Source organism: Streptomyces sp. E-08 (assembly GCF_049913095.1).
Taxonomy (GTDB): domain Bacteria; phylum Actinomycetota; class Actinomycetes; order Streptomycetales; family Streptomycetaceae; genus Streptomyces.
The window spans coordinates 2,111,494-2,125,496 of the sequence record NZ_CP183971.1 but is presented as its reverse complement, the minus strand read 5'-3'; the positions used below and the strand labels follow the sequence as shown (position 1 = coordinate 2,125,496).

The 14,003-nt window shown below is 74.6% G+C and carries 12 protein-coding genes and 1 riboswitch; of the genes, 3 read left to right on the top strand and 9 right to left on the bottom strand.

All coding sequences use genetic code 11. The features are described 5' to 3' along the window. Positions 1–25: 25 nt before the first annotated feature. On the top strand, positions 26–754 hold the full coding sequence (locus ACN9MM_RS09735; protein ID WP_426363245.1) for a ZIP family metal transporter: 729 nt from the start codon (positions 26–28) through the stop codon (positions 752–754). 2 nt (positions 755–756) lie between these two features. Here the strand turns inward: ACN9MM_RS09735 and ACN9MM_RS09730 are convergent, their stop codons facing one another. The 7 genes from ACN9MM_RS09730 to ACN9MM_RS09700 all read right to left on the bottom strand — a co-directional run bounded on the left by ACN9MM_RS09730 (position 757) and on the right by ACN9MM_RS09700 (position 9,312). Next, positions 757–2,157: a cobyrinate a,c-diamide synthase gene (locus tag ACN9MM_RS09730; RefSeq protein WP_426363244.1), complete on the bottom strand. Its 1,401-nt coding sequence runs from the start codon at positions 2,155–2,157 to the stop codon at positions 757–759. Next, positions 2,151–2,759 (bottom strand): cob(I)yrinic acid a,c-diamide adenosyltransferase, encoded by a 609-nt coding sequence (gene cobO, locus ACN9MM_RS09725; RefSeq protein WP_392153313.1) that lies wholly within the window; start codon positions 2,757–2,759, stop codon positions 2,151–2,153. The genes ACN9MM_RS09730 and cobO overlap by 7 nt, the downstream gene beginning before the upstream one ends. Further along, positions 2,759–4,813, bottom strand: a complete 2,055-nt coding sequence (locus ACN9MM_RS09720) for a putative cobaltochelatase (RefSeq protein ID WP_426363243.1) — start codon at positions 4,811–4,813, stop codon at positions 2,759–2,761. Before ACN9MM_RS09720 ends, cobO begins: the two co-directional genes overlap by 1 nt. A 208-nt stretch (positions 4,814–5,021) precedes the next feature. After that, positions 5,022–6,530: a cobyric acid synthase gene (locus tag ACN9MM_RS09715; protein ID WP_426363242.1), complete on the bottom strand. Its 1,509-nt coding sequence runs from the start codon at positions 6,528–6,530 to the stop codon at positions 5,022–5,024. Further along, positions 6,527–7,513: a cobalamin biosynthesis protein gene (locus tag ACN9MM_RS09710; RefSeq protein ID WP_426363241.1), complete on the bottom strand. Its 987-nt coding sequence runs from the start codon at positions 7,511–7,513 to the stop codon at positions 6,527–6,529. The genes ACN9MM_RS09715 and ACN9MM_RS09710 overlap by 4 nt, the downstream gene beginning before the upstream one ends. Before the next feature lie 35 nt (positions 7,514–7,548). Beyond that, a riboswitch (cobalamin riboswitch) is annotated at positions 7,549–7,688 on the bottom strand. A gap of 114 nt (positions 7,689–7,802) precedes the next feature. Continuing rightward, on the bottom strand, positions 7,803–8,024 hold the full coding sequence (locus tag ACN9MM_RS09705; protein ID WP_369143536.1) for a hypothetical protein: 222 nt from the start codon (positions 8,022–8,024) through the stop codon (positions 7,803–7,805). A 16-nt stretch (positions 8,025–8,040) separates the two neighbouring features. Further along, the gene (locus tag ACN9MM_RS09700) at positions 8,041–9,312 is read right to left on the bottom strand and encodes an anion permease (RefSeq protein WP_426363240.1); all 1,272 of its coding nucleotides are present in this window, start codon (positions 9,310–9,312) and stop codon (positions 8,041–8,043) included. Between the two features lie 408 nt (positions 9,313–9,720). Between ACN9MM_RS09700 and ACN9MM_RS09695 the strand changes: the two genes are divergently transcribed. Both ACN9MM_RS09695 and ACN9MM_RS09690 read left to right on the top strand, forming a co-directional pair. Further along, positions 9,721–10,848 carry an alpha/beta hydrolase gene (locus ACN9MM_RS09695; protein ID WP_426363239.1) on the top strand — a complete coding sequence of 376 codons (1,128 nt, stop codon included), beginning with the start codon at positions 9,721–9,723 and terminating at the stop codon, positions 10,846–10,848. An 89-nt stretch (positions 10,849–10,937) separates the two neighbouring features. Then, entirely contained in the window at positions 10,938–12,335 is a 1,398-nt protein-coding gene (locus tag ACN9MM_RS09690) for a hypothetical protein (protein WP_426363238.1), read from the top strand. A gap of 68 nt (positions 12,336–12,403) precedes the next feature. Here the strand turns inward: ACN9MM_RS09690 and ACN9MM_RS09685 are convergent, their stop codons facing one another. Both ACN9MM_RS09685 and ypfJ read right to left on the bottom strand, forming a co-directional pair. Next, a complete protein-coding gene (locus ACN9MM_RS09685; protein WP_426363237.1) occupies positions 12,404–12,808 on the bottom strand; it encodes a VOC family protein in 405 nt (134 codons plus the stop codon). Between the two features lie 58 nt (positions 12,809–12,866). Beyond that, the gene (gene ypfJ, locus ACN9MM_RS09680; RefSeq protein ID WP_426363236.1) at positions 12,867–13,757 is read right to left on the bottom strand and encodes a KPN_02809 family neutral zinc metallopeptidase; all 891 of its coding nucleotides are present in this window, start codon (positions 13,755–13,757) and stop codon (positions 12,867–12,869) included. Positions 13,758–14,003 lie beyond the last annotated feature (246 nt).

Genomic DNA, 14,003 nt, shown 5'->3' with positions numbered 1-14,003 from the left:
CCGCCCCATCCGATAGCAAAGGCCCATGGCTGTAGTCGTCGCGCTCGGCGCGTTCCTCATGACGCTGTTCGGCGGCTGGGTCGCGCAGCGCGTCACCGACCGCCGCCACCTCGTCCTCGGCCTCTCCGGCGGACTCATGCTCGGCGTCGTCGGACTCGACCTGCTGCCGGAGGCCCTCCAGGCCGCGGGGAAGGAGGTCTTCGGCGTCCCGGAGGCCCTGCTGCTCTTCGTCGGCGGCTTCCTCTTCGCCCACGTCGTCGAGCGGCTCCTCGCCGTCCGCCGTGCGGCGCACGGCGTCGGCGCCGACGAGAGGGTTCCCCAGGTCGGCCTGACGGCAGCCGCCGCGATGGTCCTCCACAGCCTCATGGACGGCATCGCGCTCGGCGCCGCCTTCCAGGTCGGCGGCGGCATGGGCGCCACCGTCGCCCTCGCCGTCATCACCCACGACTTCGCCGACGGCTTCAACACGTACACGATCACGAGCCTCTACGGGAACGCCCGCCGCAAGGCCCTCACGATGCTCGTCGCCGACGCCGTCGCCCCGCTCGTCGGCGCCGCCTCCACCCTGCTGTTCACCCTTCCGGAGGAACTGCTCGGCAGCTATCTCGGCTTCTTCGGCGGCGCCCTGCTCTACCTCGCCGCCGCCGAGATCCTCCCGGAGGCCCACCACACGCACCCGGCCCGCTCCACCCTGCTGTGCACGGTGGCGGGCGTCGCCTTCATCTGGCTCGTGGTGGGCGTCTCCGGCGGCTGAGCTCACGCGCAGTGCTCCACGAACCGCGCGGCGACCTCCGGGGACCCCGCCCAGTGGGTGTGCACGTAGCTGGCGTGCACCCCGCCCTGCACGAAGCCCTCCACGCGCCGCTCCGGCTGCCGCAGCCCCCAGGCCGCCAGCGCCCCGGCGCCCGGCTCGATCACCGTGCGGTGGAACTCGTGGCCCCGCAGCCGCGCCCCGGCCGGCGCGAGGACGCTGTCGTTCACGGCGACGGCGTCCCGGTACCCCAGCGTGAGCCGCTCCGACATCCGCGCGTCGGCGTCGAGCACCCCGCACATGGGCGTGCCGTCGAGCGACCGCGCCAGGTACAGCAGCCCGGCACACTCGGCGGCGACCGGCGCGCCCGAGGCGGCGAGCTCGGCCACGGCCTTGCGGAGAGGGGCGTTGGCGGACAGCTCGGCCCCGTACATCTCGGGGAAGCCACCGCCTATGACGAGCCCGCTCGTCCCCTCGGGGAGTCGCTCGTCCCGGAGCGGGTCGAACGTGACGACCTCGGCCCCTGCGGCGCGCAGCAGCTCGGTGTGCTCGGCGTACGAGAAGGTGAACGCCGCCCCGCCGGCGACGGCGATGACCGGCCTTCGGCCGGGCTTGTGCGCCGCCCGCGGCCCGGTGGTCGGGTCGTGCCCACCCGTTCCGCCCTGCGGAACGCCTGCCCACGACCGGTCGGCCTCCCAAGGCTCGGCGTTCAGCGGCGGCGCCGACCGCGCCAGCGCCAGCAGCGCCTCCATGTCGCACCCGGCGAGAACCTGCTCCGCCTGCGCCGCCACCGCGGCGACCGCGGCGGCCTGCCGCTCGGCCACCGGCACGAGCCCGAGATGCCGCGACGGCGTCGCCACGGCGGGGGCCCGCCGGAGCACCCCCAGCACCGGCACCCCCGACTCCCCGAGCGCCTCCCGCAGCAGGTGCTCGTGGCGGTCCGTCGCGACCTTGTTGAGGATCACGCCCCCGATCCGCACCTCCGGGTCCCAGGACGCGAAGCCGTGCACCAGCGCCGCCACCGACCGCGACTGCGAGGACGCGTCGACGACGAGCACCACCGGCGCCTTGAGCAGCTTCGCCACCTGCGCGGTGGACGCCAGCTCGCCCTGGTTGGCGGCCCCGTCGTACAGGCCCATGACCCCCTCGACCACGGCCAGGTCGCAGCCGCGAGCCCCGTGCAGGAAGAGCGGCGCGATCAGCCCCGTACCGCACATGTAGGCGTCGAGGTTGCGGCCCGGACGGCCGGTCGCGAGCGCGTGGTAGCCGGGGTCGATGTAGTCGGGGCCGACCTTGTGCGGGGAGACGGCCAGACCACGGCCGGCGAACGCGGCCATCAGGCCGGTCGCGACCGTGGTCTTGCCCGCGCCGGACGACGGCGCGGCGATGACGAGACGTGCTACCACTCGATGCCCCGCTGGCCCTTCTGACCGGCGTCCATCGGGTGCTTGACCTTGGACATGTCGGTGACGAGATCGGCGAAGTCGACGAGCTCCTGCGGCGCGTTGCGGCCGGTGATGACGACGTGCTGCTGCCCGGGACGGTCGCGCAGCACCTCGACGACCTCCTTGACGTCGATCCAGCCCCAGTGGAGCAGGTAGGCGAACTCGTCGAGGACGTAGAACTTGTACCGCTCCTCGGCGAGGTCCCGCTTGACCTGCTCCCAGCCCTCGCGGGCCTTCTCCTCGTGGGACTGCTCGCCCTCGGCGACCTCGCGTTGGATCCAGGACCAGCCCTCGCCCATCTTGTTCCAGGTGACCGTGCCGCCCTTGCCGGTCTCGCCGAGCGCCTTGAGGGCGTTCTCCTCGCCGACCTTCCACTTGGCGGACTTGACGAACTGGAACACCCCGATCGGCCAGCCCTGGTTCCAGGCGCGCAGCGCCATGCCGAACGCGGCGGTCGACTTCCCCTTGCCGACACCGGTGTGCACCATCACCAGTGCCCTGTTGCGGCGCTGACGGGTGGTGAGACCGTCGTCGGGCACGACGGTCGGCTGTCCCTGCGGCATTAAGCGGCCCTCCATGCTGTCTGCGTTGTCTGTCCTGCTGCCTGTACGTCCCTGACGAGGCCGGCGATCGAGTCGGCGCGCAGCTCGTCCAAGGTGACGGCGGTGCCGCCGAGTTCGCGCGCCAGCGTCCCGGCTAGACCGAGCCGCACCGGCCCGGTCTCGCAGTCCACGACCACCGACGCCGTGCCCTCGGCGGCGTGCAGCCGCGCCGCGCGGGCCGCGAGCGCCACCGGGTCGGCGCCGCCGCCGGTCGCCCGCCCGTCGGTCACGACGACGAGCAGCGGGCGGCGCGAGGGGTCCCGCAGCCGTTCGACCCGCAGCACGTCATGGGCCTTGAGCAGCCCGGCGGAGAGCGGAGTACGGCCTCCGGTCGGCAGCTTCTCGAGCCGGGCGGCGGCCGCGTCCACGGACGAGGTCGGCGGCAGCGCGACCTCCGCGTCCCGGCCCCGGAAGGTGACGAGACCGACCTTGTCGCGCCGCTGGTAGGCGTCGAGCAGCAGCGAGAGCACGGCGCCCTTCACGGCGCTCATCCGCTGCCGCGCCGCCATGGAGCCGGAGGCGTCCACGGCGAACAGCACCAGGTTCCCCTCGCGCCCCTCCCGGGTCGCCTGCCGCAGGTCGTCCCGGCGGACCACCAGACCCGGCCCGGACCGGCCGCGGGCCCGCTGGTGCGGGGCGGCGGCCTGGACGGTCGCGGCCAGGTGCAGCTTGGTGAGCGCACCCCGGGGCCGGGTGGAGCCGGTGGTACGGCCGTGCTCGGTGCGGGCCCGGGAGCGGCGGCCGGCCGCGCCCTCGCCGAGTCCGGGCACGCTCAGCACCTTCGTACGGAAGGGCTCGCCGGCCTTGACGGCGGCCCGCTCACCGGCGCCCGGGCCCTGCGGGGCGGGCGCGGGCGCGCTCTCCGGGGCCTCGGCGGACTCGGGGGCCGGGCCGTCGGGGCCCTCGCCCTGCGGGGGGACGCCGCCGCCCCCGCCGCCGCCCCCGCCGCCGTCCGGGCCGCCGTCCCCGGGCCCGTCCGGCTCGGGGTCGTCGTCGGGCGCGTCGCCCCTGAACTGCTCCAGGGTCTCGTCGAGCTTGTCCTCGTCGAGGCCGGGCGCGTCGAAGGGCGAGCGGCGCCGCCGGTGGGGGAGGGCCAGGAGCGCGGCCTGGCGCACGTCCTCGGAGGTGACCTCGGTCCGCCCGGCCCAGGCGGCGAGCGCGGTCGCCGTACGGGCCATCACGATGTCGGCGCGCATGCCGTCCACCTCGAACGCGGCGCAGGTCGCGGCGATCTGGAGCAGTACGGCGTCGCCGAGGGCCACCTGCGGCAGCAGCGTCCGGGCGGCGACGATCCGTTCGCGCAGGGCGGTCTCCTCGCCGGTCCAGCGCGCGGCGAAGGCGGCCGGGTCGTCCTCGAAGGAGAGCCGGCGCCGGACGACCTCGACCCGCTGCTCGGGGTCCCGGGAGGCGGCGACCTCCACGGTGAGGCCGAACCGGTCGAGCAGCTGCGGCCGCAGCTCGCCCTCCTCGGGGTTCATGGTCCCGACGAGCAGGAAGCGGGCGGCGTGCCGCACGGAGACGCCCTCGCGCTCGACGTGGGAGGCGCCCATGGCGGCGGCGTCGAGGAGGTGGTCGATGAGGTGGTCGCTCAGCAGGTTGACCTCGTCGACGTAGAGGATGCCCCGGTGCGCGGCGGCGAGGAGCCCCGGCTCGAAGGCCTTCACGCCGTCGGCGAGCGCCTTCTCGATGTCGAGCGCGCCGACGAGCCGGTCCTCGGAGGCGCCGACGGGCAGCTCGACCATGCGGGCGGGGCGGGCCGTGCCGGGCGCGTCGCCGTGCGGGCCGTCGGGGCAGCCGGGGTCGGGCGAGGCCGGGTCGCAGCTGAACCGGCACCCGGCGACCACCGGGACCTCCGGCAGCAGCTCGGCGAGCGCGCGGACGGCGGTGGACTTGGCGGTCCCCTTCTCACCGCGCACGAGCACCCCGCCGACGGCCGGGCTGACGGCGTTCAGCAGCAGCGCGAGCCGCAGGTCGTCCATGCCGACGACGGCGGTGAACGGATACCGGGTGCTCATCGGGTGGTCACTCCTTCGGTTTGCTGACGTTCGGACGACGAGCCACGGCCGCCGGCGGCGGGTGACCGCCCCCAGGGGCCACCCGCACGGTGTTCGACCCGTGGTAGGGCTCGTGCGGGTGGGGACCCCGGCGCGGCCGCGGGCCGGGCGCATCCCCACCGGCCCGCACCCGGGCCTCCACCCCGGCCCGCACCGAGCGCTCCGGCGCTCACGGCGCACCCGGCGGCACGAACGGCAGCCCCGCCGGAGCGCCCCGCTCGATCAGCCGCAGCAGCGCGTCCGTGTCCGCGTGTTCCTCGATCAGGTCGCCGAGCCGGTCGAGCTGCTCCTCCCGCAGCGCGCCGAACGACGTGTCGGGCGCGGGCACGAACCGCCGCCCCGCCGCCGCCGCGACCTCCCGCAGGAACGCCCGGCGGAAGCCGTCGCTCTCCAGCGAGCCGTGCCAGTGGGTGCCCCACACGGAGCCGACCCGGCAGCCGTCCAGGAACGGTTCCCCGCCCCGTACGTCCGCGACGCCGTGGTGGATCTCGTATCCCTCGACCCGCTCGCCGAGCGCCTCGCCGACCGGCCGGGCGAGGGTCTTCTCGACGCCGAACCGCACCCGTACGGGCAGCAGCCCGAGACCGTCGACCACACCCGCCTTCGACTCGACCTCGTCCTCGATGCGCTCGCCCAGGGCCTGGAAGCCGCCGCAGATGCCGAGCACGGGGCGGCCCTCGGCCGCGCGCCGGGCGAGGGCGTCCGCGAGGCCCCGCTCCCGCAGCCAGGCCAGCGCCTTGACCGTTCCCCGGGTGCCGGGCACGACGACGAGGTCGGCGTCGACGAGCTCCTCGGGCCGGTCCACGAACCGGACGACCACGCCCGGCTCGGCGGCGAGCGCGTCGACGTCGGTGAAGTTGGACATCAGGGGGACGGCGCAGACGGCGACCCGCAGCACGTCCGCGCCGACCGGCGGCGCGACGACCGACTCGCGGACGGTGCCCCGCAGGGAGACCCGCAGGCCGTCCTCCTCGTCGATGCCGAGCCCGTGCGCGTACGGCAGGACACCGAAGGTCCGGCGCCCGGTGAGCCCGTGCAGCATGTCGAGGCCCGGTTCGAGCAGCGTGACGTCACCCCGGAACTTGTTGACCAGGTATCCGGCCACGAGCGCCTGGTCCTCGGGAGAGAGCAGCGCCGTCGTCCCGAAGAACTGGGCGAAGACCCCGCCCCGGTCGATGTCCCCGACGACGACCACGGGCAGCTTCGCGGCCCGCGCGATGCCCATGTTCACGATGTCCGTGCGCCGCAGGTTGATCTCGGCCGGACTGCCCGCCCCCTCGCAGATCACGGCGTCATACGTGCCCCGGAGTTCCTCCAGGCACGCGAGGACCGGCTCGAAGAGTTCCTTCTGCCGGCCGCCGTGGTAGCCGCGGGCGCTCAGTTCGCCGACCGGCCTGCCCATGAGGACGACCTGGCTGGAGCGGTCGCTGCCGGGCTTGAGCAGCACCGGGTTCATCAGGGCGGTCGGCTCCACCCGCGCGGCCTGGGCCTGCATGGCCTGGGCCCGGCCGATCTCGGCGCCCTCCCGGGTGACGAAGGAGTTCAGGGACATGTTCTGGCCCTTGAACGGCGCGACCTTGACGCCCTGCCGGACCAGCCAGCGGCAGATTCCGGCCGTGACGACGCTCTTGCCCGCGTCGGACGTGGTCCCGGCGACGAGCAGCCCCCCACCCCTCATGCGTTCCTCCGCTTCAGCGCGCTCGCGATCATGCGGCCGCCCACGCAGGCGGCCAGGGTCAGTCCGGTGACCCGGCGGGAGAGCCGGACCGCGCGGTCGATGTCGGCGACCTCGACGGGCCGCCCCTCCCCGTTGAGGACGGGCCGGTGCTCGACCCGTCCGGCGTACGAGAGGGTCCCGCCGAGCCGCACGCCGAGGGCGCCCGCGAAGGAGGCCTCGACGGGGCCCGCGTTGGGGCTCGGGTGCTTCGCGGCGTCCGCCCGCCAGGCCCGTACGGCCCCGCGCGGGTTCCCGCCGGCGACGGTCGCGAGGACCGCGGTCAGCCGGGCGCCGGGCCAGCCGGCCACGTCGTCGAGGCGGGCCGAGGCCCAGCCGTACCTGCGGTACCGGGGGGACTTGTGGCCGACCATCGCGTCGAGGGTGTTGACGGCGCGGAAGCCGACCAGGCCCGGCACGCCCGCGACCGCTCCCCAGAAGAGGGCGCCCACGACCGCGTCGGAGGTGTTCTCGGCGACGGACTCCACGACCGCGCGGGCCATCGCGGGACCGTCGAGGGACTGCGGGTCGCGCCCGCACAGGTGCGGCAGCCGCTCGCGGGCGACCTCCAGGTCCCCGGCGGCGAGGGCGCCCCCGATCGCGCGGGCCTCGCGCCCCAGGGTCGTACCGCCGACGACGGACCAGACGGCGGCGGCGGTGAGCGCGGCGGATCCGGCACGGCTGCCCCGTACCGCACGGGCGGCGAGGGCGCCGGCCGCGACGGTGGCGCCGGCGCAGACGGCGGTGTGCAGGGCGCCCCACCCGCGGTGGTCGCGCCACAGGGCGTCCTCGACCCGGGCCGCGGCCCGGCCGAACGCGGCGACGGGATGGCCGCGGCGGGGGTCGCCGACGAGCAGGTCGACGGCGAGACCGGCGGCCGCGCCGTACGCGAATCCGTCCGGGGAAAGGCGGCTGGTTCTGGAGGGTCCGGGGCTGCGGCCGGGCATGGCGCTGTGTCCTCACTCAGGGTCCGCGCCCTGGATCGACGTGACCGGCGGCGAGAGTTCCTGACTCCCGGACCCTTCGGATCCGGTCACAGTGGCGGGACCGCGCCGGATTCGCACCGGACTTCCTCTACTGCCGCCGTAATGGCCTCGGCAGTCCACCACGGCCCGAGAACAGCCGTCAACTCACCCTTGACCTGCACCGCGTCACTGTGCGAAGCACCACAAACACGACGGCGGGGCGGTCCGCACACCGAAGGTGCGGACCGCCCCGCCGGTCACGCTCGACGCGTCAGGCGACGATCAGGTAGATGCCGTACGCCACGGCCGCCAGGCACAGGGCGAAGCAGGCGTAGGCGCCGGTGCGGGCCAGGGCGGCGGAGCCTCCCTGGGCGGCGGCCTGCTCCTGCTTGGAGAGGCCGATGACACCGAGGGTGAAGAGGCCCACGAGCGCGACGGTCGTCACGAGGCTGACTCCGAAGACGGAGCCGAGAGCTGCCCAGTCGATCTTCATGCTTGGTTCCAGTTCCTTAGACCGCGGCGGCGGGGGCCGGGGGAGCGGCCGGGTCCGTGGGGACCGGCGCGGGGATGGTGGTCTTCAGGTCCTCGTCCGCGACGGCGGCGACGGAGCCGGCCGGCGGCGGGGTGACGGCCGCGATCGCGGTGGTCACGACGCCCGCGGGCTCGGCGTCGCCGTCCAGGTCGTCGGCCGTGACGTTGTGCCGGTCGACCGGCTTGCGGCGGGACAGCGACCAGATCACGGCCGAGCCGGAGACCAGGAGGACCGCGACGGCGACGATGCCCCAGGGGCCCTGCTTGGTGAGGAACTCGGCACCGGCGCCGACGAGGCCGGCGGCGGGCAGCGTCAGGCCCCAGGCGACGAACATCCGGGTCGCGGTCGACCAGCGGACGACACCGCCCTTGCGGCCGAGACCGGCACCCATCACGGCACCCGAGCAGGACTGGGTGGTCGAGAGGGAGAAGCCGAGGTGCGAGGAGGCGAGGATGACCGTGGCGGCGCTGGTCTGGGCGGCGAAGCCCTGCTGCGGCCGGAGGTCGGTGAGGCCCTTGCCCATGGTGCGGATGATGCGCCAGCCGCCGAGGTAGGTGCCGAGCGCGATGGCCACACCGGCGGAGACGATGACCCACAGGGGCGGGTTCGAACCGGGGGCGACGACGCCCTGCGTGACCAGGGCGAGGGTGATGATGCCCATCGTCTTCTGGGCGTCGTTGGTGCCGTGGGCGAGGGAGACGAGACCGGCGGAGGCGATCTGGCCGACGCGGTAGCCCTTGGCGGTGCGCTTCTCGTCGGTCTTCGCGCCGATCTTGTACGTCAGGCGCGTGGCCAGCATCGCGGCGAGGCCGGCGACGATGGGCGCGGCGACGGCCGGGATGAGGACCTTGGTGACGATGGTCGGGGCGTTCACGGCGGACCAGCCGGCCGACATGACCGCGGCGCCGATGAGACCGCCGAAGAGGGCGTGGGACGAGCTGGACGGCAGGCCGAGGAGCCAGGTCAGCAGATTCCACAGGATGGCGCCCACGAGCGCCGCGAAGATCACTTCTGTACGAATGCCCTCTTCGTTGATGATCCCGCCGGAGATCGTCTTGGCGACCTCCACGGACAGGAACGCGCCGACGAGGTTCAGCACGGCGGACATGGCCACCGCCGTCTTGGGCTTGAGAGCACCGGTCGAGATGGTCGTGGCCATCGCGTTGGCGGTGTCGTGGAAACCGTTCGTGAAATCGAACACGAGAGCTGTCACGACCACAATGGCGAGCAGCAGCGTGATGTGTTCCATTTACCCAGGCAATCGTTTGACGTCAGTGGCTCGTCGAACGTAAGCAACCTGGGTGAACGGAAGATGAACTGGGGCGGGCGGCGTGGTGTCCCTATCCGGTGTCAAGAGGTTCCGCTTGTGGCCCCCGGGTGCCCGGTTGTCCACGATGCGGTCACCCGGCAACCATGGGTAATCCGGGCCCGTACGGGGCACGTACGACCTGCCCCGCTTCCTCCCCCGTCACCCGGTTCCGCTCCCTGGACAGAACCATCCGGCCGGGGGACCGCCAGGAGGAGACCCATGTCACTCCGCCGGGCGATCCCTCCGCTTCGCCCCTCCCCGGGCCGGGCCCGGGGAGCGCGGGGCCGGTCCAGGGCCGTCCGGGTCCGTCCGGTGGCAGCCCCACCCCGCCCTGCCGACACTGGGAGCGTGCGCCCGGCTACAGCGACGGCAGCGGCCGTCACCACTCTGATAGGTGTCGGCGCGGCCGCGATCGCGGCCGGCCGGTACGCCAGCGACGTCGCCCTCAAGGTGCCGTCCGGACGACCACTCCCCGGAGACCCCCGGCTCACCGTGCACGCCACGGGGCCCGAACGCATCACCCTCACCCGCAGCCTCGCGTCGCTGCGCCCCGGCACGTACGGGATGGAGGCCCACGGCCTGCACGCCGTCCTCGGCCCCGTACTCGACCGGGTCCCGCACACCGCCGACACCGTCGTCCGCCGCCTGGAGCGGGTCGAGCTCGGCGTCCTCGGGCCCGGCGCCCGCGTCCGGCTCACCCCCCAGCTGCACCGGGGCACCCCGATCAGCGCCCTCGGGCTCGCCCAGGAGGACGTCGAGATCCCCGGCGAACTCGGACCCCTGCCCGGCTGGCTCGTGGCGGGCCCCCGCACCACCTGGGTGATCGCCCTGCACGGCCTCGGCACCACCCGAGAGCACCCGCTCAACCTCGTCCCCTTCTTCCACCGGCGCAAGATCCCCGTCCTCGTCCCCGCCTACCGGGGCGACGAAGGTGCGCCCGCCTCCCCGGACGGCCTCGCCCACCTCGGCGAGTCCGAGTGGCGGGACGTCGACGCCGCCATCCGCTACGCCGTCCGCCGGGGCGCGCGGAAGGTCGTCCTGCACGGCTTCGGGACCGGCGCGTCGATGGCCCTGCGCGCCGCCGTCGAGTCGGGCGTGCGCGACCGGATCGGCGGCCTCGTCCTCGACTCCCCGGTCCTCGACTGGGAGGCCACCTTCCGCAACCTCGCGGCGGCCCACCACGTCCCCGGACCCCTGCTCCCGCTCGCCGTCCGCGCCGCCCAGGGCAGGACCGGCCCGCACGGGGACCTCCTCCAGGCCGCCTCGGAGCCGGGCGCCCTGCGGGTCCCCACCCTCCTCTTCCACGGCCCCGACGACACGATCGCCCCCTGGGAGCCCTCCGTCGAACTCGCCGCCCGGCGCCCCGACCTCGTCAGCCTCCAGACCGTGCGGCACGCCCCGCACGCCGCCATGTGGAACGCCGACCCGGTCCGCTACGAGGAGTCCGTCCGCCGCTTCCTCACCCCCCTCCTCTGAGCGCGGTTCCGAGGCCGTTCCGGCGCCCGATCCGACGGGGCGTCCGATTCCGATTGGGCTTTCGGGCCGTCAGCGGGAAGACTGCCCCCGTGACGTCTCGAAAGCCCGATGAACCATTGGCGCGCAACTCCAGACTCCGACTCGTCCGCCCGCGGGCGCTGGCCACCGCCCGACGGGCGGTGACGACCCGGCGCACCCGGCCGGCGCCGCGGCCGCCCGAGGGCACCCCGCCCCGCGCGGAGCTCGCCCGCCAGGCCCGGCACGTCCTCGCCGACGCCGTACGGATCGCCCGCTGGGCCGCCGTCGAGCGCGGCGCCGACACGGCACCCCGCACCGGCCCCGCCCAGGAACGGGCCGCGGCCGCACTGGACCTGACGCCCGGCCAGATCCGGGCCGGCTGGGACCGCGCCCGGCTCGCCGGGCTCGTCGAGCTGCACGGCGACACCGCCCGCCCCGGCTGGCGGCTGCACGCCTGGGACCGCGACGACTCGGCCGTCCTGCGCGGCTGGGTCGCCCTCTTCGACGCCTGGTCCCTCGTGCACCCGTCCCCCGGGGCGGTCGCGCCGAGCGCCGTCGCCGAGGTCGTCGAGGCCGTCCCGCAGGTGCTCTCGCTGCTCCAGCTCTCCCAGGGCCCGGTCCTCGTCCCCGCCCTCCTCGACCTCCTCGGCCAGCGCGTCGAGGAACTCCGCGAGGAGCGCTGCGAGGTCCCCGCGGCGGGTCCGGCGCCCGAGGCCGCGGACGCCCCCGCCCTCGATGGCCTGCCCGCCCTCCTCGACTGGGCCCTGGAAGGCCTGGCCGCCGTCGGCGCGCTCACCCTGGACCCCGGCACCGACGAGCGCCACGCCACCCTGACCCCGCTGGGGAACTGGGCGGTCTGGGTCAAGCTGGAGCAGATCTGCGTCGCCGCGCAGAGCCCCGCGGGAAACATCGAGCAGTCCGCCGAGGACATGCTCCGCGGCTGCGCCCGGCTCACCCCGGGCCCGGCCCGCGACGAGTACCGCGCCTGGCTCGCGGCCCGCACCCTGTCCAGCGCCGTCGGTGAGCTCCTGGCCGTCGCCCGCGGCGAGGACGCCCTCCTGCGCGGGCTCGCCTTCGAGGCGCTCCGCGTCGTCGGCGCGCCCGCCGAGGCCGAGGTGCGGGCCACCGTCGCCGAGCCCTCGCTGCGGCCGTACGCGCTGCTGTGGATCGCCGAGTACGAGGGGGCCGACCCCGACGACGCCCAGGAGGTGCTGACCCGCGAGGAGTCGACCTGGCTCTGGGTCGACACCGCGGCGGCCGTGGCCGACCACGGCGAGAGCGAGCTGCTCGTCCGGCACCTCGACTCCGCGGTGCAGGGCACCGTCCCGGCGCTGCTCGACGAGATCCGCGCCGTCGGCCACCCCCGTACCGTGCAGGTCCTGGTCGCCCTGGCCGCCGCCCACCCGGACCCGGCCCTGGCCAAGGCGGTCCGCCGGGCCGCCTTCCAGGTGCACACCGGGGGAGCCTGAGCCACCGGAGAGGCGCCGGCGGCGCCGGGCCCGCGTCACCGGCGGGGACCCGCCCGCCGGGCACGGACCTACCCGGAGGTGGCGCCGGGGGCGTACGTGCCGAAGCTCCACACGTTGCCCTCGGCGTCCCGGGCCGTGTAGTCCCGGGAGCCGTACTCCTGGTCCGCCGGGGCCATCACGATCTCGATGCCGTGCGCCACCGCCCGCGCGTGGTGCTCGTCGACGTCGTCCACGCGCACGTACACCGAGGCCGGTCCGCCGCCGGTCATCAGCTTGTCGAACGCGCTGCCGCTGCCCTTGCTGCCCAGCATCACCATCCCGTTCCCGCAGGTGAGCTCGGCGTGCATGACACGGCCGTCCTCGCCCTCGTACACGGCGTGCTCGCCGAAGCCGAAGCCCTCCGTGAGCTGCTTGATCGCCGCCTTCGCGTCCTCGTACCGCAGCGTCGGACAGATGTCGGGTGTCCCAGCCATCCCGATCACTCCCTCTCGATGTGACCCGGATCTCAGTCTGGCAGCCGGCGCCGACAACTCAGCGGAAGGTGTTGCACCGGGCCATGTCACCGGTCCGGTAGCCCTCGTAGAACCACTGCTGCCGCTGCGCGGCCGAGCCGTGCGTCCAGTTCTCCGGCGTCACCCGGCCCTGGAACCTCTCCTGGATCCGGTCGTCGCCCACCGCGGCCGCCGCGTCCAGGCCGTCCCGGATGTCCTGGTCGGTGAGCCGGGTGAGCAGCAGCCGGCCCGTCTTCTCGTCGGGGGTGGTCGTCGCGTGCCGCGCCCAGACCCCCGCGTAGCAGTCGGCCTGGAGCTCGACCCGCACGGCGTTGGAGTTCGCGCCGGTCCGCCCGTCCTGGGCGCGGCTCAGGGTTCCCATCAGGTTCTGGATGTGGTGGCCGTACTCGTGCGCCACGACGTACGCCTGGGCGAAGGGCCCGCCGCTCGACCCGAACGTGGTCCGCAGCTCGTCGAAGAAGCCCAGGTCGAGGTAGACCTGCCGGTCACCGGGGCAGTAGAAGGGGCCCACCGCCGAGGTCGCCCGGCCGCACGCGGTGTCGACCCGGTCGGTGAACATCACGGTGGTGGCGTTCCCGTAGGTGCCTCCCCGGCGTGCGTACTCGCCCCGCCAGTAGTCCTGGACGCTGTTCACGACGGCGACGGTCCGGCAGTCCTCGCGCGTGTTGGCGTCCGCGCCCTTCCTGCAGCTCTGGCTCACCTGGGCCGCGGACGAGGAGCTCGCGACCGGCTCGTCCCCGCCCGAGGAGAGCCCGAGCTGGTCGGGCCCCACCCCGAAGAGCACGCCGAGGACCAGGGCGATGAGACCGACGATGCCGCCGCCGACGGTCGCCCTGCCGCCCGGGATGCGGCTGCCGCGGACGTCCCGTACCTCCGAGGTGTCCAGGTCGGCGTCGTCGTCGAACTGCACGGTCCACCACCCTCCCGCGTCGCTGTCGCGGCGGTGGTCGCCGCCATGCGCCGAGTATCGGACGATCTACTGCGATCTGCCCCTTTTGCCATGCATCAGAAGGAATGTGAGAAAGCCCCGAGTTCGCCGTCCGTACCCGCATGGCCGAAAACCAGTTGCAGACGCCCGTTAGACTGGCCGCATGGCCATTCTCCTTTGGGTGCATTAGCGGCGTCGAAGCCCGCCACCAGTCGTCCTTCCGCCCTT